This window comes from Aliikangiella aequoris (genome assembly GCF_053709105.1).
Genome location: NZ_CM132298.1, coordinates 1,992,596 through 2,018,866, shown reverse-complemented (window position 1 = coordinate 2,018,866; position 26,271 = coordinate 1,992,596). Strand labels below are relative to the sequence as shown.

The 26,271-nt window shown below is 40.2% G+C and carries 20 protein-coding genes; 11 read left to right on the top strand and 9 right to left on the bottom strand.

From position 1 onward, the window contains the following. Positions 1-40 precede the first annotated feature (40 nt). Entirely contained in the window at positions 41-1,054 is a 1,014-nt protein-coding gene (locus ACUR5C_RS08655) for an XrtA/PEP-CTERM system-associated ATPase (protein WP_454464715.1), read from the top strand. Positions 1,055-1,138: 84 nt separating this feature from the next. Here ACUR5C_RS08655 and gltA read toward each other — a convergent pair whose 3' ends face one another. Beyond that, positions 1,139-2,428, bottom strand: a complete 1,290-nt coding sequence (gene gltA, locus ACUR5C_RS08650; RefSeq protein WP_454464714.1) for a citrate synthase — start codon at positions 2,426-2,428, stop codon at positions 1,139-1,141. A 381-nt stretch (positions 2,429-2,809) separates the two neighbouring features. On the opposite strand from gltA, the gene sdhC reads away from it, so the two are divergent. From sdhC to ACUR5C_RS08610, 8 genes are all read left to right on the top strand, one after another. Beyond that, on the top strand, positions 2,810-3,181 hold the full coding sequence (sdhC, locus tag ACUR5C_RS08645; protein WP_454464713.1) for a succinate dehydrogenase, cytochrome b556 subunit: 372 nt from the start codon (positions 2,810-2,812) through the stop codon (positions 3,179-3,181). Beyond that, positions 3,175-3,522 carry a succinate dehydrogenase, hydrophobic membrane anchor protein gene (gene sdhD / locus ACUR5C_RS08640; protein WP_454464712.1) on the top strand — a complete coding sequence of 116 codons (348 nt, stop codon included), beginning with the start codon at positions 3,175-3,177 and terminating at the stop codon, positions 3,520-3,522. The genes sdhC and sdhD overlap by 7 nt, the downstream gene beginning before the upstream one ends. Further along, entirely contained in the window at positions 3,523-5,286 is a 1,764-nt protein-coding gene (sdhA, locus tag ACUR5C_RS08635) for a succinate dehydrogenase flavoprotein subunit (RefSeq protein ID WP_454464711.1), read from the top strand. It abuts the gene before it with no gap. 12 nt (positions 5,287-5,298) lie between these two features. Next, entirely contained in the window at positions 5,299-6,000 is a 702-nt protein-coding gene (locus ACUR5C_RS08630; RefSeq protein ID WP_454464710.1) for a succinate dehydrogenase iron-sulfur subunit, read from the top strand. Positions 6,001-6,282: 282 nt separating this feature from the next. Further along, a complete protein-coding gene (gene sucC, locus ACUR5C_RS08625; RefSeq protein WP_454464709.1) occupies positions 6,283-7,449 on the top strand; it encodes an ADP-forming succinate--CoA ligase subunit beta in 1,167 nt (388 codons plus the stop codon). Beyond that, on the top strand, positions 7,450-8,322 hold the full coding sequence (gene sucD, locus ACUR5C_RS08620; protein ID WP_454464708.1) for a succinate--CoA ligase subunit alpha: 873 nt from the start codon (positions 7,450-7,452) through the stop codon (positions 8,320-8,322). A gap of 94 nt (positions 8,323-8,416) precedes the next feature. After that, a complete protein-coding gene (locus ACUR5C_RS08615; RefSeq protein WP_454464707.1) occupies positions 8,417-9,007 on the top strand; it encodes a GNAT family N-acetyltransferase in 591 nt (196 codons plus the stop codon). Between the two features lie 215 nt (positions 9,008-9,222). Then, positions 9,223-11,820: a putative bifunctional diguanylate cyclase/phosphodiesterase gene (locus ACUR5C_RS08610; RefSeq protein WP_454464706.1), complete on the top strand. Its 2,598-nt coding sequence runs from the start codon at positions 9,223-9,225 to the stop codon at positions 11,818-11,820. A 114-nt stretch (positions 11,821-11,934) separates the two neighbouring features. Here the strand turns inward: ACUR5C_RS08610 and fdxA are convergent, their stop codons facing one another. After that, positions 11,935-12,258, bottom strand: coding sequence for a ferredoxin FdxA (gene fdxA / locus ACUR5C_RS08605; RefSeq protein ID WP_454464705.1), 324 nt, complete (start codon positions 12,256-12,258; stop codon positions 11,935-11,937). Between the two features lie 92 nt (positions 12,259-12,350). Continuing rightward, complete coding sequence (mutS, locus tag ACUR5C_RS08600) at positions 12,351-14,933, bottom strand: DNA mismatch repair protein MutS (RefSeq protein ID WP_454464704.1); 2,583 nt, start codon at positions 14,931-14,933, stop codon at positions 12,351-12,353. Between the two features lie 93 nt (positions 14,934-15,026). Between mutS and ACUR5C_RS08595 the strand changes: the two genes are divergently transcribed. Then, complete coding sequence (locus tag ACUR5C_RS08595; RefSeq protein ID WP_454464703.1) at positions 15,027-15,521, top strand: CinA family protein; 495 nt, start codon at positions 15,027-15,029, stop codon at positions 15,519-15,521. A 71-nt stretch (positions 15,522-15,592) separates the two neighbouring features. On the opposite strand, the gene ACUR5C_RS08590 is transcribed toward ACUR5C_RS08595, so the two are convergent. Both ACUR5C_RS08590 and amaB read right to left on the bottom strand, forming a co-directional pair. Then, on the bottom strand, positions 15,593-16,633 hold the full coding sequence (locus tag ACUR5C_RS08590; protein ID WP_454464702.1) for a Leu/Phe/Val dehydrogenase: 1,041 nt from the start codon (positions 16,631-16,633) through the stop codon (positions 15,593-15,595). Positions 16,634-16,732: 99 nt separating this feature from the next. Next, on the bottom strand, positions 16,733-18,253 hold the full coding sequence (amaB, locus tag ACUR5C_RS08585) for an L-piperidine-6-carboxylate dehydrogenase (protein ID WP_454464701.1): 1,521 nt from the start codon (positions 18,251-18,253) through the stop codon (positions 16,733-16,735). Between the two features lie 578 nt (positions 18,254-18,831). On the opposite strand from amaB, the gene ACUR5C_RS08580 reads away from it, so the two are divergent. After that, positions 18,832-19,302, top strand: a complete 471-nt coding sequence (locus ACUR5C_RS08580) for a DUF4826 family protein (protein WP_454464700.1) — start codon at positions 18,832-18,834, stop codon at positions 19,300-19,302. A 111-nt stretch (positions 19,303-19,413) separates the two neighbouring features. Here ACUR5C_RS08580 and ACUR5C_RS08575 read toward each other — a convergent pair whose 3' ends face one another. The 4 genes from ACUR5C_RS08575 to mfd all read right to left on the bottom strand — a co-directional run bounded on the left by ACUR5C_RS08575 (position 19,414) and on the right by mfd (position 26,017). Next, on the bottom strand, positions 19,414-19,662 hold the full coding sequence (locus ACUR5C_RS08575) for an EF-hand domain-containing protein (RefSeq protein ID WP_454464699.1): 249 nt from the start codon (positions 19,660-19,662) through the stop codon (positions 19,414-19,416). A gap of 72 nt (positions 19,663-19,734) precedes the next feature. After that, on the bottom strand, positions 19,735-20,871 hold the full coding sequence (locus ACUR5C_RS08570; RefSeq protein WP_454464698.1) for a saccharopine dehydrogenase family protein: 1,137 nt from the start codon (positions 20,869-20,871) through the stop codon (positions 19,735-19,737). 54 nt (positions 20,872-20,925) lie between these two features. Further along, on the bottom strand, positions 20,926-22,446 hold the full coding sequence (locus ACUR5C_RS08565; protein ID WP_454464697.1) for a CsiV family protein: 1,521 nt from the start codon (positions 22,444-22,446) through the stop codon (positions 20,926-20,928). A 100-nt stretch (positions 22,447-22,546) separates the two neighbouring features. After that, on the bottom strand, positions 22,547-26,017 hold the full coding sequence (mfd, locus tag ACUR5C_RS08560; RefSeq protein ID WP_454464696.1) for a transcription-repair coupling factor: 3,471 nt from the start codon (positions 26,015-26,017) through the stop codon (positions 22,547-22,549). Positions 26,018-26,271: the final 254 nt, after the last annotated feature.

Genomic DNA, 26,271 nt, shown 5'->3' with positions numbered 1-26,271 from the left:
GCTACGAGAAATTGGATAGAGTGAAAAACAAGGAAAAATAATGTACGAGTCTTATTATAAGTTGTCTGGCAAGCCGTTTCAGCTTGCCCCTGATCCCTACTTCTTTTTTGGAAGTAGCACTCATAAGCGAGCCTTAGCCTATTTAAAATACGGCTTATCTCAAGGTGAAGGTTTTATCGTAGTTACAGGTGATGTGGGAACCGGTAAAAGTACCTTAGTAAGAACTTTGTTTGGTTCTTTAGAGGGAAAAGACGACGTTGTTGCTGCCGAGCTTATTAACACCCAGCTTGACTCGACCGATATACTAAGAATGGTAGCGGCTACTTTTGGCTTAGCGCACAAAGAAAGTGAAAAAACCTCGTTACTTAAAAACTTAGAAAACTTTTTTATTGCACGTAGCCGAGAAGGTAAACGCTGCATGCTAGTGATTGATGAAGCGCAAAATCTTCCTTTTGAAACTCTTGAAGAGCTGCGAATGCTTTCTAATCTTTATCATGACGGTAATACGCTTTTGCAAATCTTTTTGCTTGGTCAATCTGAGTTTAGAGAACATTTAAGAGACCCAGCGTTAGAGCAGGTGAGACAGAGAGTTACCGCGTCTTATCACTTAGCGCATTTAGATGTTGAAGAGACCCAGGCTTATATAGAGCATCGTTTGAAAAAAGTTGACTGGGATAATATGCCAAGTTTTACTGCAGAGTCTTTTCAGTTAATTTATGATTTTACTGAAGGGGTACCGAGAAGAATAAATACCACTTGCGATCGCCTATTGTTGTACGGATTTTTAGAAGAAAAATCACGTATAGATGGTGAAATAGTTAAGATAGTTACTGCAGAAATTACCCAAGAAAATGACGCCGGTAAAGAAGCAGCGGCGAAATCTAAAATACCATTGAAAATTGTTGACTCTAAGTTGCCTGCAGACGCACCCGCGTTAGAAGTTAGACTTATGCAGTTAGAAAAAGAAATGGACGAGCTGAAACATAAGTTTAGAAAAGAGCGCGAGTTTATGCGCAAAATCGTTCAAATTTCATTAAATTTTGACGATGATTAAATCGCCCAATAAAATTTAGCTACAATTCAATATAAAAAAAGGCTCTTAATTAAGAGCCTTTTTTTTCGAGCTGCTTATTAAAGACTAACGCTCATCTATCGGCTTAACTTGGCGTTCTGATTTGCCAGTATAAAGCTGACGAGGCCGGCCAATTTTTTGAGTCGGCTCTGCGATCATTTCTGACCATTGAGATACCCAGCCTACGGTTCTGGCAAGTGCAAAAATAACCGTAAACATGTTAGTTGGAATTCCTATGGCTTGTAAAATAATGCCAGAATAGAAATCAACGTTAGGGTAAAGCTTTCTTTCAACAAAGTAGGGGTCTTCTAGCGCTATTCGTTCGAGTTCCATTGCTACTTTTAGAATTGGGTCGTCTTGCTTGCCCGTTGCAGCTAGTACTTCGTGAGCACTTTCGCGCATCACTTTCGCTCTAGGGTCAAAGTTTTTATAGACTCTGTGTCCAAAGCCCATAAGGCGGAAAGGATCGTTCTTGTCTTTTGCTTTAGCAATAAACTCTGGTATGTTTTTCACATCGCCAATTTCATTTAACATGGTTAAGCAAGCTTCATTGGCACCGCCATGAGCAGGCCCCCAAAGTGAAGCAATACCTGCAGCCATACAAGCAAAAGGATTAGCGCCTGATGAACCCGCTAATCTTACCGTTGAAGTAGAGCAGTTTTGTTCGTGATCGGCATGTAGCGTAAATATTCTATCCATTGCTTTCACTAATACCGGGTCTGGGCGATCGTCGTGCGATGGCATACTAAACATTTGATGTAAAAAGTTTTCTGCATAAGACATCTCGTTACGCGGATAAACAAACGGATGACCCATAGAGTAGCGGTAGCACATTGCTGCAATAGTTGGCACTTTAGCGATTAAGCGGAAAGCACTTTTTACCCGGTGCTCAGGATTATTAATATCGAGAGAGTCATGATAGAAAGCCGATAATGCACCAACGACCCCAACCATAATTGCCATTGGGTGAGCGTCACGGCGAAAACCTCTAAAGAAAGTGGCTAACTGTTCATGTACCATAGTGTGGTTGTTGATACGATCAACAAATTCAGCTTTTTCGGCTTTATTTGGCAGTTCACCGTTAAGCAACAAGTAAGAAACTTCCATAAAGTCACAATTAGCAGCTAACTGATCGATTGGATAACCGCGATAAAGCAAAATTCCTTTGCCGCCATCGATAAAAGTGATTTTAGATTCACATGAGGCTGTCGACATAAATCCTGGGTCATAAGTAAATACGCCACTTTTGACTAATTGGGTTACATCGATTACATCGTTCCCTTCGCTAGGGGAATACATGGCTAAATTAAGTTCTTCACCATTTGGTAGAATAAGTTTGGCGGATTTATCCGACATTTTATTAGCTCCTGTTATTTGCATTGTGCATTCATTTGTTGCGACCTTCGCCCAAATTGTCGCAAAACTGTGCTTAAAATTATTTTAGTTATTAGCGCGCTACTATAAAGATTGTTGTCATTTTGTCAATTGGAATAGTGTTTCTATTAGTTTTAAGCTAACCATCTAATAATAATTTTTAATAAGCCCTAGGATCAAATTAAACCATTTGTATTCATTGCCTTAGACTTATATAATTCGCTTCCGTTGGGGTTGACCAAGTTTTAATTACTTTAGTGAATTAGGCTTATCAAAAGAAAGTTTAGCAGAAGCTGGTTTTTCTGCTTACAATTAATAGTCAACATTTATTCCAAATCCACACAATCGAGAAGAATTGTAGCCGTGAACGATAATAGACCTGTAAATCTAAATCTGGCAGCATTCAAGTTCCCTGTAACTTCGATATCTTCGATCTTACATCGTATCTCTGGAGTTTTGCTGTTTCTTTCCATACCATTTTGTTTGTGGGCACTGCAACAAAGCCTAACACCAAACGGTTTTAATCAAGTTTGCATGATTGTCGGTGGGGTTGTCGGTAAGTTTATTACCTGGACAATTTTATCTATGCTGGCTTATCACATAATAGCTGGCGTTCGACATTTATTGATGGATGCGGGACTGGGTGAGTCATTAGAGGCAGGCCGATTTGGCTCCTACCTAGTGATAGTCCTTGGCGTCGTATCTGCAGCACTTATAGGAGTTTGGTTATGGTAACTTCAGCAACTAGTCTAGGGCGCAGTGGTCTACATGACTGGATGATCCAACGGGTTTCAGCTGTCGTATTAGCACTATATGTCATCTATTTAACTGGGTTTGTATTCTCTGCGGAGACGCTAGAATTTGCTTTGTGGCGAAATCTGTTTGCACAAACTTGGTTTAAAGTTTTTTCTTTATTGGCTTTAGCATCACTTTGTTTCCATGCCTGGATAGGTATGTGGATCATTTCTACCGACTACATCAAGCCAACTGGCTTACGCATGGTGTTTCAGGTGCTAGTAATTTTAGCTTGTTTAGCGTTTCTCATTTGGGGCGCACAGATTCTTTGGAGCGTATAAATGGCAGTTCCAGTTTATACTTATGATGCAGTCATTGTTGGCGGCGGCGGTGCAGGTATGCGCGCTTCGTTACAGCTAGCAAAGTCTGGACAAAAAGTAGCATTAATTTCAAAAGTTTTTCCAACGCGTTCTCATACAGTATCCGCTCAAGGTGGTATTACTGTTGCGCTAGGCAACACTCATGACGATGATTGGCGCTGGCATATGTTTGATACCGTTAAAGGTTCTGATTACATCGGTGACCAAGACGCTATTGAGTATATGTGTGAGAATGGTCCTGATGCCATTTTAGAGCTCGATCATATGGGATTACCTTTTTCGCGCTTAGAAAATGGAAAAATTTATCAACGCCCATTCGGTGGTCAGTCTAAAGATTTTGGTGGCGAGCAGGCTGCGCGAACAGCAGCGGCAGCAGATAGAACCGGTCACGCATTATTACACACTTTATATCAGCAAAATTTAGCTGCAAAAACCCAGTTCTTCAATGAGTGGTATGCCATTGATCTATTGATGAACGATGAAGGGCAATGTTGTGGTGTGTTCGCAATGTCTATTGAAAGTGGTGAAATTGCATTATTTAAATCAAGAGCAACTGTTTTTGCTACTGGCGGTTCCGGTCGGATTTTTGCTTCAACCACAAATGCATTAATTAATACTGGTGACGGTGTCGGTATGGCACTGCGAGCAGGTATTCCGGTGCAAGATATTGAAATGTGGCAATTCCATCCTACAGGTATTGCTGGTGCTGGAGTATTGGTGACAGAAGGCTGTCGCGGTGAAGGTGGTTATTTAATCAACAAAGATGGCGAACGCTTTATGGAGCGTTACGCGCCAAATGCGAAAGACTTAGCCAGTCGCGATGTTGTAGCTCGGTCTATGACCAAAGAAATTTTAGAAGGGCGCGGCTGTGGACCAAATGGCGATCACGTTATGCTTAAACTCGATCATTTAGGTGCCGAAACACTTAACGCTAAGCTTCCAGGCGTTTGTGAATTGTCTAAAACCTTTGCTCATGCTGATCCCGCGGAACAACCGATTCCAGTGGTTCCTACTTGTCATTATATGATGGGTGGAATTCCAACCAACAAATATGGCCAAGTTATTGGTAAAAAGCCAGGCCAAGATGAATATATTGTTGATGGGCTTTATGCGGTAGGCGAAATTGCTTGCGTATCTGTTCACGGTGCAAACCGTTTAGGCGGAAACTCATTATTAGATTTAGTGGTGTTTGGCCGCGCAGCAGGAATGCATTTAGAAGAAGCACTGGCAGATGGTATGCCGCAAGCTGAATATAATGATTCGAATGTTGAGCGAACGATGGCGCGTTATCAGCGCTGGGAAGAAACTACCAGCGGTGAAGACCCTGTCGCAATTAGACGTGAAATGCAGCAAATCATGCAGAATCACTTTGGCGTATTTAGAACTGGTGAGTTAATGGAAAGAGGCCTTGTGCTACTCGCTGAAGTTTCTGAAAGACTTAAGTCTGCAGTTTTATCAGACAAATCTAAAGCATTTAACACCCAAAGAATTGAATGTTTAGAGCTAGATAACTTAATGGAAACGGCAAAGGCAACTGCTAAAGCAGCTAATTTCCGTGAAGAAAGCCGTGGTGCACATAGCCGTGAAGATTTCCCTGATAGAGATGATGAAAACTGGTTAACTCATAGTCTTTATTATCCTGAAACTGGTGAAATGGACAAACGTGAAGTTAACATGAAGCCGGTTTCTGTGGATGCATTTCCACCGAAAGCCAGAACATACTAGGGGAATTAAGATATGCTTTTTTCAATTTATCGTTATAACCCAGAAACAGATAAAAAGCCAAGAATGCAAGAATACGAGCTAGAAATAGAAGCTGGCTCAGACATTATGCTACTAGATGCTCTAGTTCAGTTAAAAGAGCAAGATCCAACGCTTTCGTTTAGACGCAGTTGTCGCGAAGGAGTTTGCGGATCAGACGGAATTAATGTTAATGGTTCTAATGCTTTGGCTTGTATCACACCACTTTCTTCATTGAAAGGTAAAAAAGTGGTTGTGCGTCCGTTACCTGGTTTGCCTGTTATTCGTGATTTAGTTGTCGATATGGCACAGTTTTATCGTCAATACGAAAAAGTAAGACCTTACTTAATTAATAATGATGAGCCTCCGGTTCGAGAGCACCTACAGTCACCAGAAGATCGCGCTAAGCTTGATGGTCTGTATGAATGTATTTTGTGTGCTTGTTGTTCTACGGCGTGTCCTTCATTTTGGTGGAATCCAGATAAATTTGTTGGGCCGTCTGGACTGTTGCAGGCGTATCGTTTTCTAATTGATAGTCGTGATACAGAAACTGAGTCGCGGCTAGCTGATTTAGATGACGCTTACAGTGTTTTTCGTTGTCGTGGAATTATGAATTGCGTGAGTGTATGTCCTAAAGGGCTTAACCCGACTCAGGCGATTGGGCATATTCGTTCAATGATGTTGCAACAAGGCGTTTAATTCGCAAAATGCCGAGAATAGTCTATTCTTGGCAAAGAACAAAAAATAAACAGCTTTTAGCTTAGGCTAAGAGCTGTTTTAGTTTTACCTATCCTAAACTCAAAATTATCCTTAAAAGTGCTGTTAAATATTTGAATTAATACTATTTATTTACAGCCTGACAGGTCTAGTGTTTAGTAGGTTAACCAATTATAATAGGCGCAACAAAAATACATGTTTAAACCTAAGGTTTTGCATGTGTTGATGGGTTTCTTCAAATAAACTAAAAAGTGGAAAAAAGTCATGAACTTACATGAGTATCAAGGCAAGCAATTATTCAAGGAATATGGTTTGCCAGTATCTAACGGTATTGCTGTTGATTCACCAAAAGCTGCGTTTGAAGCGGCAGGGCAGATTGGCGGTAATAAATGGGTTGTGAAAGCACAAGTACACGCTGGCGGTCGCGGTAAAGCGGGTGGAGTAAAACTTGTAGACACTAAAGAAGATGTTAAAGCTTTTGCTCAACAATGGTTAGGTAAAAACTTAGTGACTTACCAAACTGACGCTAATGGCCAGCCAGTTAGCAAAATATTAGTGGAAGATTGTACTGATATTGCACAAGAGCTTTATTTAGGCGCAGTGGTTGACCGGTCAACCCGACGTGTTGTGTTTATGGCTTCAACTGAAGGCGGCGTAGAAATAGAAAAAGTTGCAGAAGAAACACCAGAAAAAATTCATAAAGCGATTGTTGATCCTTTGGTAGGTGCACAAGCTTATCAAGGTAGAGAATTGGCTTTCAAAATGGGTTTAGAAGGCAAAAATGTTAAACAATTTACGCATATATTTTTGCAGCTATCTAAGCTATTCCATGATTTAGATCTTGCACTTCTTGAAGTTAATCCGTTGGTTATTACCGAAGCGGGAGACTTGCATTGTCTTGACGCAAAAATCAACATTGATAGTAACGCTGTTTATCGTCATGCTTCACTGCGCGATATGCACGATCCTAGCCAAGAAGACGAGCGTGAAGCGCACGCAGCATCTTTCGAATTAAACTATGTGGCATTAGACGGAAACATTGGCTGTATGGTTAACGGCGCCGGTTTAGCAATGGGTACTATGGACATTGTTAATTTGCACGGTGGTTCGCCAGCGAACTTCCTAGATGTAGGTGGTGGTGCGACTAAAGAACGTGTGGTTGAAGCCTTTAAAATAATTTTAACAGATGACAACGTTAAGGCCGTACTGGTTAATATTTTTGGTGGGATTGTACGTTGTGACTTAATCGCTGAAGGTATCATTGGCGCTGTTGAAGAAGTTGGAGTTGAAGTACCGGTAGTTGTCCGCTTAGAAGGAAACAATGCCGATAAAGGACAAAAAGTCCTTGCCGATTCTGGATTAAATATTATCGCAGCAACTAGTTTAAGAGATGCAGCAGAAAAAGTTGTTAAAGCTGCGGAGGGCAAATAAATGAGCATTTTAATTGATAAGAATACCAAAGTAATTTGCCAAGGATTTACTGGTTCTCAAGGAACTTTTCATTCTGAGCAAGCAATAGAATACGGTACTAAAATGGTAGGCGGTGTAACACCGGGTAAAGGTGGTCAAACGCATCTTGGATTACCGGTTTTTAACACGGTTGCTGAAGCCGTTGAAAAAACTGGTGCTGAAGCTTCTGTTATTTACGTACCAGCAGCATTTTGTAAAGACTCTATTCTAGAAGCGGCTAACGCTGGAATTAAACTAATCGTTTGTATTACAGAAGGTATTCCAACTCTGGATATGTTGGACGCTAAAGTTAAATGTGACGAGCTCGGAGTTCAGTTAATCGGTCCTAACTGTCCTGGTGTTATCACGCCAGGCGAATGTAAAATTGGTATTATGCCAGGTCATATTCATTTACCAGGCAGAGTGGGAATTGTTTCACGCTCGGGCACATTAACTTACGAAGCGGTAAAGCAAACTACTGATACCGGTTTTGGTCAGTCTACCTGTGTTGGAATTGGCGGTGACCCAATTCCTGGTTCTAACTTTATCGATATTTTGGAAATGTTTGAGAAAGATCCAAAAACTGAAGCAATTGTGATGATCGGTGAAATTGGTGGAACTGCAGAAGAAGAAGCCGCTGCATTTATTAAAGCTAATGTCACTAAACCTGTTGTTTCTTATATTGCAGGGGTTACTGCACCTCCGGGCAAACGTATGGGGCATGCTGGAGCAATTATTTCTGGCGGTAAAGGAACTGCCGATGAAAAATTTGCTGCATTAGAAGATGCTGGCGTTAAAACGGTTAGAAGCTTAGCCGATATTGGTGATGCTTTAAAAGAAATTACTGGTTGGTAATGATTTTTATCGATATTCAATAGAAGTAATAAAAAAGCCGACAAATGTCGGCTTTTTTGTATTAGTAAATTTAGTCACTTTTTGAGGAGTTATCATGGCATGGATTGACCCGAATCAAACTTTATCCGGGCAGCATATAGAATTAATTCCATTGCAATCGAGCCACCGCGAAGGATTGCTAAAAGCGGCAAATGCAGAAGGGTTAAATAAACTCTGGTACACCGATATTCCAGGCGCGTCTAGTATAGATACCTACATACAGTCAGCTTTAGACGCCAAAGCTAATCAACTATGCATGCCTTTTTCTGTTGTACATAAAGCTTCTGCCACCATAATCGGTTCAACACGCTTTTGCAATTTAGACGCGAGTAATCGGCGTTTAGAAATAGGCTATACCTGGTATGCTAAATCGCATCAACGCTCTCCGGTCAATACAGAAGCTAAATTACTTTTGTTGAAATTTGCTTTTGAGATTTTAAATTGCATAGCAGTTGAGTTTAGAACCCACTTTATGAACCAGCCTTCGAGAAATGCAATTTTACGATTAGGTGCTAAGCAAGACGGCATATTACGACAACACAAACGCTTAAGTGACGGAACCATTAGAGACACTGTTGTTTTCTCTATTATTGCTGCAGAATGGCCAAGCGTAAAACAAAACCTGACATATAAGCTGTTGCAGTAAATGGCTATCTCGTTTGGAGATTGCTTGTGTTTGTCTCAAATTGTTACATTATGAATTTCTGCTAATGAGATAATCAACATTTTGTTATTTGCATAAAATCAGTCTCTAAACTAGGCTTTAAGCAAGGTAAATAGGCGTTTTATTTATAAGTTTAAACAAGGTAGCAGGTGTCAATTTGCAAAGTGTGTTGACTATTTCAGTACAAGGAAAGCAGCTTGGAATTTACAGAGCCCATTAATTCGATTGTATTACTTTTTGCAATATCTATTGGTGCGCTTTTAGTAACTGCGATAAGTCTTTTTTTAGTTAACTATTTCACCCAAACTAAGTTTTATTTTAAAGTTCTGGTTGCCATGTGTTTGGTTGGAATAGCCTATCAAACATCAACGTTACTATACTATTTTAGCTATTCCACGGCTGAGGCGGTATGGTGGTTGAAAATTCAAAATTCAACTATTCTCACTTTTTTTCCGTTGTGTTTTTACATTATTGGTTATATCTCGGAGCAAGCTAACTTAAAACGCTGGTTTACCTTAGTCGCAATTGTGAGTGCTAGCTTGGTGTTAGTAAATTTGATTCTTCCTTACGGTATTCGCTTTGATTCAATTAACCAATTAAAGCAAGTCGAGCTGCTGTGGGGCGGAAAGATATCTTATTTAGATGCCAAGCAAAGCAAGCTTGGCATGGTGTTTTTTTTATTGTTTCCGGCTTTTTTTGTTTGGAGTGGGTATCGGTGCTACCGATTATTGCTTTGCGGTAAAGTTAGAGAGTCTGTGTTACTCACTGCAGTGATGCTCAGCTTAATGGTGTGTGCGTATCATGGTAATAAGATAGATAATGGTGAAGTGGTTAGCTTTTACTTTATCGGTTTTTCATTTTTATTTATTGTACTGTTCCTATCTGTTGAATTTGGCTTTTATTTAAAGAAAAAAAGTGACGAATTAGTTGCTAAGTCTCAGGCGCTCGTTAAAGAAACCGAAAGTAAAGCAAGAATTCAAAAGTTAATTTCTAGTATGGCGATGAGTGTTACTAATTCTGACTCTTCTGATTTTTTTGATGACCAGGTTCTCTCTATCGCTAAAACTTTTGATTGCAAGTATGTATTTATGGGGTTAATCGATAAAAACAACCCACGATCAATAGAGACAATTTCTGTTGCAGGAAATGCTCAGTTAATCGACAACTTTTGTTTCTCACTCAATGACACGCCAAGCATGCAACCGGTAGCCGAATCAATGTACTTTATAGAAGACAATGCGATGCAAGTATTTGCAGATGACTGGCTTATTAGAAAGTTAAGTGTTGATAGCTTTATAGGCTGCCCTATATTCAATAACGACAAAGAGCTAGTGGGTATAGTGGTGTTACTAGATGAAAAGCCTCTTAACGATGTAAATTTGGTCAGTGAAATACTGTCAATTTTCACCTCACGAGTTTCCGCAGAATTACAGCGCATAAAGGCTGATAACCGTAATAAGCTGATTGCCTATCAAGACTATGCCACTGGTTTACCTAACAGAGCACAACTAAACTCTTATATTCGAGGTTTACTCAGAATTCTTGAATGTGAAGAAAGTCAACATGCGCTTTTCTTAGTTGATCTAGATAATTTTAAAATAATTAACGAAGCTGTAGGAACAAAGGTCGGCGATCAAATTCTTCGTAAAATATCTCGACGGTTAACTTCTCGGTTTGCTGAACAAGCTTTTATATCGCGTTTTGGTGGCGATGAGTTTGTTCTAATTTTCAATCGATTTTCAGAAAAAATAATTCAAGAATGTGAAGGTATTGCGCAAAAAATTATTAATGAAGTTGCACAGCCTTTACAAATAGGTGAACGAATAATTCAAATTGGTTGCAGCTTAGGTATTACAATTTTTCCATTACACACAAACCAAGAAAGCGAAGTGCTAAGATATGCAGAAAATTCGTTACTACAGGCTAAAGAAAAAGGAAAAGGTAGCTTTAAAATATTTGATCCAGAAATTCAGATGCGGATAGACGAAAAACGCAGTATTCAAAAAGAATTACACCAAGGCTTAATTAATAAAGAGTTTATTATTTTCTATCAACCCCAAATAAAGGCAGATGGCACCGTGTTAGGTGCTGAAGCGCTAGTTCGCTGGAAATCGCCTAAGCGAGGCTTTGTTCCACCCGCTTTTTTTATACCAATTGCAGAAGAAACAGGTTTTATCCACAAGCTTGGTGATTGGATTATAGATACTTGTCTTTCACATATGCATCACTGGAAACGACGCGGTTTAAAAATACCCGGCCATATATCAATTAATGTCTCAACTTGGCAGTTTTCTCAACCAGGCTTTGTGGTAAGTTTAATCAACAAAATTAAAGCGCTTAATATTTTGCCTGAAGAAATTGTTATTGAGCTTACAGAAACAGGCCTATTAAAGGATATTGAACAAACCTATTTTAAACTACGTTTATTAAAGCACAGTAGAATTAAAGTCGCGTTAGATGATTTTGGAACAGGCTATTCTTCGCTTGCTTACCTGCGAGACTTGCCTGTAGATATATTAAAGATTGATAAGGCATTTATTGATCACATTCATCAGCCGGAAGACAATGGGTTAGTCGAGTCGATCATCGCCATTAGTCAACATATGCATATGGGACTTATTGCCGAAGGGGTAGAGACAGAGCAACAAGTAAAGATTCTGTCAGACATGCACTGTGATGCTTATCAAGGTTATTTTTACGCTAAGCCCATGTCAGAGCCTGATTTTTGCCGCTGGGTTAAAAATTATGCTAGTCCTAGCTCACCTTTAGGCATTCAAAATCATCAGGCATCTTAGGTTATAAATTGTTTTGCTTAGTCAGAATAGGGCGATTACCTTGATTAAATAGGGCTATTTAATTTAAGCGACCGCCAGAATGATTAATCAAAAATCTCCGTTTTTGACCTGTGACTATTTTTCTAAGTATTGGAGTTTATCTTTAACGCCATCCCATTTTGCCGCTTCTGGTAATGGATCTTTTTGTTCTGTAATGTTTTTCCAGTCTTGCGCAAGTTCAGCATTAAGTTCGATAAAGTGTTTTTGATCTTGGGGGACTTCGTCTTCTTCAAAAATTGCTTCAGCTGGGCATTCTGGCTCACACAATGCACAGTCAATGCACTCGTCAGGATCTATCACTAAGAAGTTTGGGCCTTCGTAGAAACAATCGACAGGGCAAACTTCAACACAATCAGTGTATTTACATAAAATACAGTTATCAGTAACAACAAACGCCATGATTTAGCTCCATCGGCAGCAAAGTGACTCTATATCAATGGCGCGTATTCTAACTAAAATAGGCGTAACATTGAATGTTAATTATAGCTTATTTAGCCGTTTTGCTTTAATTCTTCAATTTTATATAAAAACTCTAGCGCTTGTTTAGGCGTTAGCTCATTGGGATCGAGTGAGTTGATTAATGCTAAGGTGTCAGCTTCATATTGGCTGAGTGTTTGAGCTGCAGCCTCAACTTGCGGTATTGCATTATCTTGGGCAGCTTGAGTGTGGTGCTTACCTTGTTGCAAGTGGTTTTGATAGTCAGTCGCTTGCCGAGTGACTGCGGCTGGAATTCCGGCAAGTTTGGCTACATGAATCCCATAACTTTTGCTAGTTGGGCCTGAATGTATCTGATGATCTAAAATTAATTTGTCACCATGCTGAATCGCACCAAAATGTTTATTTTGAATTTGAGGGTTATCGTTAACAATTTGGGTTAATTCAAAATAATGAGTTGCGAACAAAGTTAACGGATTGATTTGTTTAGATAAATAATCCAATGTTGCCCACGCTAAAGCTAAGCCATCATAAGTGCTAGTACCGCGACCAATTTCGTCTAAAATAACTAAACTATGAGCAGTGGCATTATTTAATATATTGGCAGTTTCACTCATTTCTACCATAAAGGTTGAGCGACCGCCAGACAGATCATCTGACGCACCAATTCGTGTATAAATCGCGTCTAGCAAACCTATTTCTGCAGAAGCCGCAGGAACAAAGCTGCCTACATGTGCTAACAGTGCGATTAGGGCGGTCATGCGCATATAAGTCGATTTTCCGCCCATGTTTGGGCCGGTAATTAGCAGGCTTTTTTGGGTTTGAGACATGACTACGTCATTGGCTATAAATGGTGCCTGCTGGAATGACTCGACCACTGGGTGTCGCCCGCCGCTAATATTAATGCCAGTTTGCTGAGCTATTTTGGGTCTTACATAGTCTAATTGTAAAGCGGTTTGCGCAAAACTCTGTAAAACGTCCAGTTGAGCAATACTCGAAGCGGTGGATTGCATGGAGTCGACATTAGGAAGCAGGGTTTCAATAAGCTGTTGATATAACTGCTTTTCTAAAGCTAATGCTTTGGCTTGGCTAGATAATACTTTTTCTTCCAATTTCTTTAATTCTGGAGTGATAAAGCGCTCGGCATTTTTTAGCGTTTGGCGGCGAGTATAGGTTAACGGCGCATTGTCGGATTGTGCTTTAGAAATTTCAATAAAGAAGCCATGAACTTTGTTATAACCGACTTTTAAGGTATTAATACCAGTGGCTTCTCGCTCTTTAGCTTCCATATCGGTTAGCAAGTCACTGGCATTGGTTGATAAAAACCTTAATTCATCTAGTTCGGCGTTATAACCATTTTTAATGACATTGCCATCTCTTAAAACTACAGGCGGGTTATCGCTAATAGCGTGTTGAAGTAACTCATAGGTATCGCTATGCGATTTAATTAGCTTGGCTAACTCAAGTAAGTATTGGTTTTGCGAGCCATTGAGCCATTTAATCAGTTGTGGCAATTGAGCTAAACTTTCCCGCAGCCCTGTTAAGTCTCTTGGACGAGCGGTGTTCAGTGCAATTCTTGTTAGGATGCGCTGCATATCCCTAATATGCGAAAGCAAATGACGCAGCGAGTCTATATCTGGCGTTGCGACTAAAGCTTCAACACAGTTTAAGCGATTCTCTATCGCCGATTTTTGATTTAGCGGGGCATGCAGCCAGTTTTTAAGGAGTCGACAACCCATTGCGGTTTTTGTTCGGTTAATTACCGTAAATAGGGTCTTATCTTGTTCACCATAAAGGTTTTCGGTGATTTCTAAGTGCTTACGACTGTGGCTATTAAGCTGCAGCATTTGCAGGCTATCAAATGCTTGAAGTTTATTTATGTGTTTTAACAGACTTTGTTGAGTGAGCTTGGCATAGTTAAGTGCTGCGCCTGCAGCGGCGATAGCTAAACGCAAATGCTCACACCCAAAACCATCTAAGTTACTCACTTCAAAATGTTGAATTAAGGTCTGATAGTTTTGTTGGTAATCAAACTGCCAATCTTCTTGTATTTTAACCGCGGCAGCCCCTAAATTAAGTTTTGCCGTTAAATCAGCGTCGCAGAGTACTTCAGCGGGCTTGAGCCGTGTTATTTCACTTTGTAAGTCTGCAAGATTATCAAATTCGTTACAGTAAAACCTTGCGCCAGCTAAATCGATCCAAGCAACCCCTGAATGCTGATTCGCTGCGCTTTTGGGCTGATAAATCGCAACTAAAAGGTTTTCTTTGTCTGCTTCTAAAAGGCTGTCTTCACTTAATGTGCCTGGAGTGATTACTCGAACAACTTTTCGCTCAACCGGTCCTTTACTTGTTGCCGGATCGCCGACTTGCTCACATATAGCCACCGATTTTCCCTGTTTTACTAGGCGTGCTAAATAATTATCAACGGCATGAAAGGGGACACCGGCCATTGGAATAGGATCGCCGTTTGATTTTCCTCTGTGGGTTAGCGTTATTCCCAGCCAATCTGCTGCGTTGTGAGCATCGTCAAAGAATAATTCATAAAAATCACCCATTCTATAAAACAATAAAATATCTGGGTATTGTTGTTTAATCTTTAGATACTGCCGCATCATCGGCGTATGATTAGTAGAAGTCAAAGTAACCCTAAATGCATTTTTATAATTAATGGTATTGTGTTGAATTCTACAAGAATTAAGGCACAAACCAAACACTTAATATTGGAATATCTTATGCCAGCGAATATTCAAAGTCTTGTTTCCACCTTGTCGGTAAGGCTAATTTTCAAGCAGCTTAAAGTGGTTACCGTTGAATCCTGCACTGGCGGCTGGATAGGAAAAGCATTAACTGATCCGCCAGGAAGTTCAGACTGGTTTAACGGGGGGTTTATTACTTATAGTAATGAAAGTAAGACTCAACTTGTTGGTGTGCCAACAACATTAATTCAAAAATATGGTGCAGTTTCACTAGAAGTTGCCGAAGCTATGGCGCAAGGCGGGCTTAAAAACTTTTCAGACAGTATTAGCGTTGCGGTCAGCGGCGTTGCAGGTCCGGGCGGCGGGAGTCAAGAAAAGCCCGTTGGTACTGTGTGTATTTGTACTAGTTTAAAAGGCAAAAGTAATGCGCGCCGGTTTCTCTTTAGCGGAGATAGAGAAGCAATTAGAAGACAAACGGTGGAACAAGCACTAACCATGTTATTAGATGCCATTGAAAATCATATAAGATAAAAAAGCCAGCGATTAAGCTGGCTTTAATGGCCGTTGAAAAAGGTTACAACGGATATCTGTTGTTGATTTGCTTATGATGCGTCAGCAATACGTTTGCGAGCAAGTTCGTCTGCAACAACATTTGTTGTTTTTTCATCAGCTTCTGCTTTTGCAAAAATCTCAGAAAGCGTACCATAAATTTCACTCACTTTATCTAAGGCTGCTTGCTTGTTGTATTGGCCGCCATTTTGCTCAAACGACACATTGATAATGCCGCCAGCATTAATAACATAATCAGGCGTGTATAAAATTCCTTTTTGCTTTAATACTTCACCGTGACGGTCTTCTGCGAGTTGGTTATTAGCAGCACCGGCAACGATTGAGCACTTAAGTTGTGGGATAGTGACATCATTGATTGTAGCGCCTAATGCACAAGGTGCATAAACGTCGACATCTTGCGAGTAGATTTCATCTTTATCTACTGCGGTAGCGCCTAGATTAGAAACTACACGGTCAATCGACTCTTTATTTATATCGGTTACAAAAAGCTCAGCACCTTCTGAACGTAAATGCTCACATAAATAATATCCTACGTGACCTAAACCTTGGACAGCAATTTTAACACCTTCTAATGAATCACGATTTAAACGGTGTTTAACCGCGGCTTTCATTCCTTGGTATACACCGTATGCTGTGACCGGTGACGGGTCGCCACTTTTACCTTCTAAGCCTAAAACATAGTCGGTTTTACGGTTAACAATTGCCATATCATTAGGATTTATGCCAACGTCTTCAGCAGTAAAGTATTGGCCATTGAGGTTATTAACAAACTCACCAAAAGATTCAAACAATGCTTCAGATTTCATGGTTTTTGAATTACCAATGATTACTGACTTACCGCCGCCCATTTTTAAGCCTGCGAGTGCATTTTTGTAACTCATTCCACGTGAAAGTCTTAATGCATCAATTAGCGCACCTTCGTCAGAATTGTACTCCCACATACGGCAACCACCAACCGCTGGGCCTAAAGCCGTAGAGTGTACACAGATAATTGCGCTAAGGCCTGACTTAGGGTCACGACAAAAAACCACTTGTTCGTGGTCGTCATACGCGCGTAAATTAAATACAGCCATACTTTTCTCCTAATGAGATTGTACTGAGTGGAGCAATTAAAGTTGTTTTGCTCCACATAGGATATTACAAGTTATGTTTTAAGAAATAGTCATTGGCAATTAACCAATGTCAAAAGTGATCCCTTGAGCTAATACAGCTGTATCGCCCCAGAAAATCGTATTTGTTTGACGACGCATGTAGGCTTTCCATGCATCTGAACCAGCTTCACGACCGCCGCCAGTGTCTTTTTCGCCACCAAATGCGCCACCAATTTCTGCGCCAGAGGTACCAATATTAACGTTAGCAATACCACAGTCACTGCCAGCATAAGATAAAAACTTTTCAACGTTAGTCACGCTTTGCGAGAATATAGCTGATGAAAGTCCTTGTCTCACTCCGTTATTCATTTCAATTGCTTCTTCAATTGTCTTGTATGTCATAACGTATAAGATAGGTGCAAAAGTTTCATTTTGAACCACTTCCCAATCATTTTGAGCTCTAATAATTGTTGGCTCTACATAATGACCGGGACGATCGATTCGTTTACCGCCGGCTAAGATTTCGCCACCTTGCTGTTTTGCTTTTTCGATAGTCGCTTCAAAGTTTTTAACTGCGGTTTCGTCGATTAATGGGCCCATTAAGTTTTTAGTGTCTAAAGGATCGCCAATGGTCACTTGCTTATAAGCATTTACGAGAGAATCAATCACTTTGTCAGCAATAGACTCTTGAACAATTAAACGACGAGTAGTCGTACAACGTTGCCCTGCGGTACCAACTGCGCCAAAGGCAATTGCTGGTATTGCATGCTCTAATTTAGCTGTTTCATCTAAAATCAAGGCATTGTTACCTGCTAATTCAAGTAAACATTTACCCATACGCTCAGCGACTTTAACACCAACCATTTTGCCTACAACTGAAGAACCAGTGAAAGACATTTTCTTTACTCGCTTATCGCTAATGAACTTTTCAGCTAAAAGGTTCTTTTCGCTATCAACGAAAGTGTAAAAAATAGGTTGATAACCTTCGTTTTTCATCACTTCATTACAAATATTTTGTACTGCAATAGCGGTAAGTGGTGTTTTTGGGCTTGGCTTCCAAATAGTGATATTGCCACATACTGCAGCTACAAATGCATTCCAAGACCATACCGCTACTGGAAAGTTAAAAGCAGAAATACAGCCAACTAAGCCCAGCGGTTGCCACTGCTCGTACATTCTATGTTGTGGACGCTCTGAATGCATGGTTTTACCATACAACATACGTGATTGACCTACAGCAAAGTCTGCCATATCGATCATTTCTTGAACTTCACCGTCGCCTTCAGCTTTACTTTTACCCATCTCTAAAGAAACAAGGCTACCTAATGCGTCTTTTTTATCTCTAAGAGCGTTACCCATTTTACGCACTAACTCGCCACGTAACGGAGCAGGGATAGAGCGCCACTCTAGAAAAGCACTTTCTGCTTTGGTAATAATGGTTTCATAGTCAGCTTCTGAAGCAGCATAAACTTTGGCAATCTCTTCACCATTGGCAGGGCTATATGAAGTAATTACCTCAGATTGCTCTTTTGACCATTGATCAACACCCCAACAAGCGCCAGAATTGACAGAATTAATACCTAGTTCAGCTAATATGTTCATAAAGTTCCTCTAATTTAGATGCAGCTGCGAATTTAAAACTAATGGAAACGGACTTGAGGACTGTCTTGAAGACTACCAGTGATGCACTTTCGCAATAGCACTTGGCTACCTAACAACCCAAACGAAGTTAAACCTCAATAAAGTCTAAACTTAGTTGCCATTAAAGCAATAAATAGCAGTTGGAAAAATGTGGCGCAAAGATACCATTGCTTAGCGAGAATAGCCAGTTTAATCTTGCGTTAAAATGTATTTTTAACCTCTGTAGGGCGCAATATCGCTGCATTTAGCGATATTTTTCTGATCCGACCAGTCAGCGTCGCAAGCTCAATAAAGGCGACTAAGTTTACCTTGGGCTAACCCTTAACGTTACGGAATCTTTATCAAAATTAGGAATGCTCAGTTAAGAGCTTGGCGTTTGGCAATGGTTAAAAACGCCGTAATTAGGCTTTAAGCAATATCTACTAACAGAATTATCCTTGAAGTATTGTTTCAAATCGCTTAATTTGTCACGGTGTTTTAATTATGCCGTTAAATAATTAGGCTAATTAATGTAGGAACAATGAAAAAAAGGGCTCAGTATGAATAGTGAAGCAATACAAACGGAACAAGTATCACAACAAAACAGCCAAAATCCGCATCAAGACTGGCATAGTAATCAGCTAATCAAAATTCAGAAATTTTGCTTTAGTAAAGGCATTCAAGTAAAAGGGTTAGAGCAAAGCAAATGTTCAATTTTGCCTCCGATCGTCGCTATTTGGTATGTAAAATCTAATGAAAAAAAGCAGGACTACTGGGTTATTAGCGGAGAGCTTCCAACTGATATCGCGGCCGCTAAAGTAGCAAAAAATGCTAGAGATGTATTACGGCATTTTGCAATGACTTGGCAATTAAAAGCAGCACGAATGGAAGAGGCTATCGCTGAAGGTAAGCATTTAAATGACGTAGAAACTCAAAAGAAGGTCATTCAAGAGTTAATTCAAAAAGCAGAAGCTATATCTCAGTTACATTCAGATGATAAACTGTGGGAAACTAGTGGAATGACCGTTTAGTTCTTGTCTTGGTGACTCTTTAAATTAAAATCCTGCTTTGCAGGATTTTTTTTCAACAAAATGTTGTTTAATGACTATTAAGACAAATAAATCGTCTGCTGCTATTTACGCTTAATATTCCCACCAACATGTCTGCCACCATTCGATAAACTCATTCAAGTCGATATGCCCGTCATTGTTTTCATCGACAATTGCAAAGCCTTTTTCGCCTTGCTCTTCAGTTGTATGAGGCGACACCACTTTAAGTAACTGAGTAAACTCTTTAACGTCAATTTCGCCGTTTCCATCTTTATCAAAAAATGCAAAATTTTCTTTAATTTCTGCAAGCTGCTCTAGCGGTATTTCTTTTGTTGCGACCATGGTGCTTCCTTTATAAATAATTACGGGGCTTAGCTTTTTGACTGAACCGGTTTACCGGATTGTAAGTTTTGTTTACTGGGCTTGTAAAGTAAACTCTTCAATTCGATAGTCAACATTACGCTCTTTTAAATAATTTAAAATGAACTGATAAGCGCCTTCTTGTGCGCCAAGCGTTTCGGGCGCCAAAATACCGGCTTCTATATTATTTGCCAGTACAAAATTAGCTATTGCGGTTGCGGTATAGCCTGTAGTTCGCGCCATAGAAGTAGTGGTGTCAGTCCCGTGGTCGATCATACGATAAATATAACGGCGAGTTTTACCATTTTCTTCGCCTTCTATCGTTACTCGTAAAACAGTAAACTCTTTGTCTGAACTTTTTAGGCGCCAATTATCTTGTAAAATTTTTGCGGTCACATCTAGCGGTCTAAAAGGTACTCCGTCTAGCTCTAGTGTCGTTTCTGAGAAAAAACCTGAGTGTTTTAACACATTGATATACTCAGCGTGTCCTGGGTATCTGAGTGTTTTCTCTTTCATATAGGGTATATGGTTCATCGTAGTAATTAAAGTACGCAAACCATCAGTGTTAAAAGCCTCTAATGTACCTACTCGTTGAATTTCCATTAACTCACAGTCAGACAATGGCTCGCGAGTTACTAACTCTCCATTCTCAACATAACGAGCTGGGCGGGTATACTCTTCAATAACATCAATAGGAGAAAAGGGCGCTTTGTAATTAAATGGCCATTCGCGTTTAGATGGTAAACCACCCACAAGACATTCAAAGCTTTTAATTTCTAGTTTGGTGTCTAGATGGCCTAGAATAATATTATCCATACCAGGCGCTACACCGCAGTCAACTATTGCAAAAACGTTATTCTTTTTGGCAAGATAATCTAGATCAAAACAATCTTCGGGGAAAAAGCTAATATCGACGACATTTTTACCTGCTTTTAAGATGCGCTTTAAGGTTTCAAAACCCATAAAACCAGGGACCGCACAAACCACCAAGTCAAATGCTTGCAGTAAATCGCTGTAATCGTTGTTTTCGTGTAAATCAAACACCAGCGTTTCAATCTTTTCGTTGTGTTTTTTTAAACTTGCTAAGCTTCGCTTACTTTTATCAATGGAAGTAACCGAGTGATTTTCGGCTAAATCGAGGGCCATGGCGGCACCAATCATTCCCGCGCCTAAAATAGCAATATTGCTCATAATTAGCTCCAAGCTAAGATTATTATGTTATTTGTTAAAAAAGTGATTTGTTTTTTATCTAGCAGGAGGGGCAATCTCACCTGCAGTGTCTTTGTCAAAAGATGGTAGCTCGTAGGGTGTAATTAACACTAACACGCCCATCAGTGGATGATCAAAAAAATGTAGCTCGCCACTACGAACTCGTCGAGACTGTTGTATAGGATAGTTAAATAATCGCTCTATATATCGCTTTTCAGATTCAGACTCTAAAAAGTTTTCACCAATATCCCAGACTAATTGCGATTGATGGTTATTGGTTAAATTAGCAGCTGATAAATCATTTGTCTGATTGTCTTGTGGCAACTTAAAGCGATTGTCAGCGCTTAGTTGATTTATATGTTGATTGCCACCTTGTTCACTTTGCTGACTATCTTGTTGCAAGTAAGATGACGTTGGAATTAGATTATTAGACTCTCCAGCAAGAATTGGCTCTAACTCAAATATTTCGACCGCTTCTTTGTCGGGACGGCGAAGAAACAAGTTGGTTTTAATATGTAGATAGCGATTAACATAGATGGTTATATCGCCATCTAATTCCGGCACCCAGGTTTTTGGTTGCAGTTTAGAACGCATTTCCGGGGTTAACTCAGCTACTGCAACATCACTAATAATTTGGTTTTCTTTGTCTAAAATTTGTTGAAAAATGTTATCTGTTGCTGTCGTGCCATCTAAACTGATGTTTTTGTGGCTTGCCGTAGTTTGACTGTCTGAGATTACCTGGTCTGAGATTGGCTGGGTTGGCGAATCAATTTCGCTAGAATGAATATTATTCAACGTTTGACTGCTATTATCGGTCCTTGCCTCAGTATTAATATTCGCAGAATTTGAAGCTGAAGTAGAGTTTAAAATTGCAAAGGTATTATTCTGGCTTTCTCTAAAACTAGTGTTCAGGCTATTAAGATTTAAAGCTTCAGACTCTATTTTTGCTCCTTGATAGGTAAAGTTTTCACTAAAATCTTGCCCACCAGCGATTCTTATTGGTAAGGCTTCGCGCGAACCAACCACTGGCTGACGCCAAGCGTAATGAGCTAATACGCGATATTCTGGGTGTCGGCCTAAACTCGTTGCTTCATTGTTTAAACTCCGCAATTCGGTTGCTAATAACTGATAAGGTTGCTCAACTTGTATTTGCGCCTGTTCAGTGTCAACCAATGGTTCGGATTGCTCTGTTTGGCCAAGTGGTTGAGTGGGCGAGGGCGGGCTTTTGATTTCTTCCGAAGGAGCCAGTTCTATCCCAAAGGCGTTAGTCGTAGTTTCAGTGGTATTATCTTTTGTCAATGAACCGAACGTAAGGCTCGAGTCAATTTCTGGTTCAACGATATGATAGGGTTGGAGAAAGTCAACGGCATTGGGTGCTAAGCTAAATTCAACTTGATCGTCCCAAGATTCTTCAAAAAGCCCTTCATCGCTGGTTCTTTTATAAACGATTACTTCTATTTCAAACCAGCGCTGCGCTTCTTCTTCAGCCGCTATAGCCGGTATATGGCTTCCTATTAATGAAATAACAGCTAAGCTAATTAGAATTCGAAAATGCATATATTTTTGTCCAAAGTGTTTGGTCTAGTTAACTCAATTATCGTGTTTAAAAAGTCACTTACCGCGGCCAGCAGCCACTCGCAACTAAGAATACTACCCTTTACCCAGTAATCGTTTCAATTAAAGAATTAATTTGTTGCAAACGTTGCTGCAAATTTTCATTTGAGCTAACGACCTTTAAGCGAGTACCTTGTTCTAAGCGATACTTAGCAGGGGCCGTTTGTATAAGGTTAATTAGTTTGCCGGTGTCAATATTCGGTTCTGGTTTAAACTCTAAGCTAATCCGAGAATCATTAGCTTCAAGTTTTTTAATACCCATAGGAGTAAGCCGCAACTTTAATTCAGCTGACTCAAACAGCGCTTTGGCAGGATCTGGCAGAAGGCCAAAGCGATCGATTAGTTCTATTTGCAAGTCGCGAAGCGCAGTACTTGTTTTGGCGTTTGCAATGCGCTTATAAAGTGATAGCCGTATACCAACATCTGGAACGAAGCTTTCGGGTAAAATACAAGAAGTGCCTAAGTTCACCTCGGTTTGGTTCTCTTGGCTTAGTTTAAGTGACGGCTCTGCGCCGCTTTTTAGCGATTCAACCGCTTCTTCTAGTAATTCCATATATAAACTAAAGCCAATCGTTTGCATATGTCCGCTTTGTTCATCGCCAAGTAACTCTCCTGCACCACGAATTTCTAGGTCGTGGGTAGCTAAAATAAAGCCAGCCCCCAAATCTTCTAAATTACCAATAGCTTCGAGGCGCTTTTTTGCGTCTTTAGTGATGGTTTTAGGCGGCGGTGTTAATAAGTAGGCATAAGCTTGATGATGCGAACGTCCCACGCGGCCTCTCAGCTGATGCATTTGGGCTAACCCTAACTTATCTGCACGATCCATAATAATAGTATTGGCAGTAGGAACGTCGATACCGGTTTCAATAATCGTGGTGCATACCAGTACATGGTATTGCTGATGATAAAAGCGCTTCATAACTTCTTCTAGTTCGCGCTCGCGCATTTGACCATGGGCAACAGCGACTTGTAGCTCGGGCATTAGCTGTTGTATTTCTCGCGCTGTACGCTCAATTGAGTCAACCGAGTTATGCAAAAAGTAAACTTGGCCTCCACGTCTAATTTCTCGCTGAATAGCTTCTTTTATTAAAGGAGTATTGTGCTGCCGTACAAATGTTTTAATTGCTAAACGTTTCGCAGGGGGCGTCGCAATAATAGATAAATCTCGCATTCCAGACATAGACATATTTAGCGTTCTAGGTATTGGTGTAGCGGTTAAGGTTAAAATATCAACTTTAGCTCGGTAACTCTTTAATATTTCTTTTTGGCGTACACCAAACCGATGCTCTTCGTCGATTAATAGTAAGCCTAAGTTTTTAAACTGCGGCTGGCCGCTAAGTAAACGGTGGGTACCAATGACAATATCAATATTCCCAGACGCTAAGCGAGCTAACACTTGCTCTTGCTCTTTTTTAGACTGAAAACGAGATAAGACGCCAACATTGACAGGCCATTGTGAAAAGCGATCTTGGAAGGAATTAAAGTGTTGCTGTGCTAATAACGTCGTTGGTACTAGCATCGCCACTTGCATTCCACTTTGAATCGCGACATAGGCAGCTCGCATAGCAACTTCGGTTTTGCCAAAACCAACATCGCCACAAACTAAACGATCCATTGGGGTTTTGGCTTGCATGTCGGCTAATACGGCTTCAATTGCCTGTTGTTGGTCTGGTGTGGCTTCAAACTCAAATTCGGCGGCAAATTTTTGATAATCTAGCTGATTGATTTTATGTTTAATACCGCGCTCAGCAGCACGTCTGGCGTATAAATCGAGTAACTCTGCGGCGGTGTCACGGGCTTTTTCTAAAGCTTTGGTTTTAGCCTTGCTCCAGCTTTCACTGCCTAGTTTATGCCATGGTGCAGTGTCTGGGTTGCTGCCAGAGTAGCGGTGGATTAAGTGTAAATCTTGGACCGGTACATAGAGTTTATCGCCGCCAGAATACTCCAGGGTTAAAAACTCGCTTTGCATGCCTCCGGCATCGATGGTTTGTAAGCCTAAATATCGGCCCACCCCTTGGTCAACATGCACAACAGGATCACCGGTTTTTAGTTCGGCTAAACTATGTATTAACTGATCGGGCGACAAGCCTTTGTCTTGTCTACGCCTTGACTGTAATACTTGGGCGCCGAATAAATCACTTTCACAAATGATTAAAGTCTCTTGGAAGGCAAAACCTTTTTGAATTGGTGCGGTTGTTAGCCCTAAACAACGGTCTAACTGGCTAAATGACTGCCAATCATGAATGTTACTAAATTTTAAGTCATGTTTGGCAAGTAATTCGCGTAAAACCTCTTGGCGACCAGACGACTCGGCGCAAATTAATATTTTTTTAAACTGCTTGATTTGAGTAGCGAGCTCAGCAATAGGATGTTTTGATTTATGATCTACTTTAACATTCGGACAACTCAAAAAGTTTAACGAATTGGCAGAGTCGTCACTCGGGCCTGTTAGGACTAAGCTAGGGTAGTGTTTTAAGCTAGTAGCTAACTGGTTTTGGTTAATAAATAGTGATAGGGGTTCAACAATTGGACGCTCTTTGTCATGTCGATACTGTTCATATCTTTCGTTTAACTCATTCCAAAATATTTCAACCGGTTTATTAATGTCATTTTTATGGACGATTAAGACCTTGTCAGTATTAATAAAGTCAAATAGGGTGTTAAGCTGCGGAAAAAACAAGGGTAAATAATATTCAATACCCGCAGGGAATAGGCCACTGCTAACATCTCGATAAATACCGGCCTCTTTAATGTTTGAGTCAAATGCGGCTCGCCAATTTTGTCGAAATGCAGCGATGGCGTTATCATCTGTTGGGTATTCTCGCGCAGGTAGCAAGGTGATTTCATCGACCTTTACCGTGGTCAGTTGAGTTTCTGCATCGAAGTAGCGAAGTGACTCAATTTCGTCGTCAAACAACTCAATTCTAATTGGCTGTTCGCTTCCACTGGGAAAAAGATCAATAATAGAGCCGCGCACCGCAAACTCTCCATGTTCAAGTACGTTAGCTACCATGGTGTAGCCATTATTGACTAAACCACTTCTTAACTGCTCTATATCAATTGTTTGATTAACTTTTAAAAATAAGCATTGTTGCTCTATATAATCTCTTGGTGGTAACTTTTGTAACGCAGAAGATACCGGTAGCAGTAAAATGCCACGCTTTAATCGCGGGAGTTGATAAAGTGTTTGTAGCCTTTCAGAAATAATATCTTGGTGTGGCGAAAAGTAGTCATAGGGTAGGGTTTCCCAATCGGGCAGGGTAATGACGGCGATATCATCTTCATTAGAAACGCCAGAAGCTGCTTGAGGCTTATCAGTTTGTTTATTTAAGAAGTACTCTATTTCGTTTTTTAGTGGAATAGTTTTAGCTGCATCAGGTAAAAACACAACCATTAGACTATCTAACTCAGCTGCGGCTTGAGCAATGCTAAATGCAAAAGCACTCGCATGAACATCGCTAAAGAAGTTTAAGTAACCTGGTTTTTTATTAATTTGCTGAACGAAGTTAGGCAATAAATTCAATGTATTAGTAATTATTAAGTGATTTTAGCGCATTATAACCTAGTGGCTAGTTTTGTTATAGCATGGCAATGCACTTAACTTATGAATAACTTAGTGCAATTGCGACCAAAGCACCTTTTGTGTTATTTCAAGTTGAAACTTTGTTTGTTAGAATATTCTGCAACTTGATTTGGCTTTCAATCGTGAAATTTGATTATTCCGCTTTATATAAAGCTTAGCCGATATTAAGCGCTGCATTATCGATT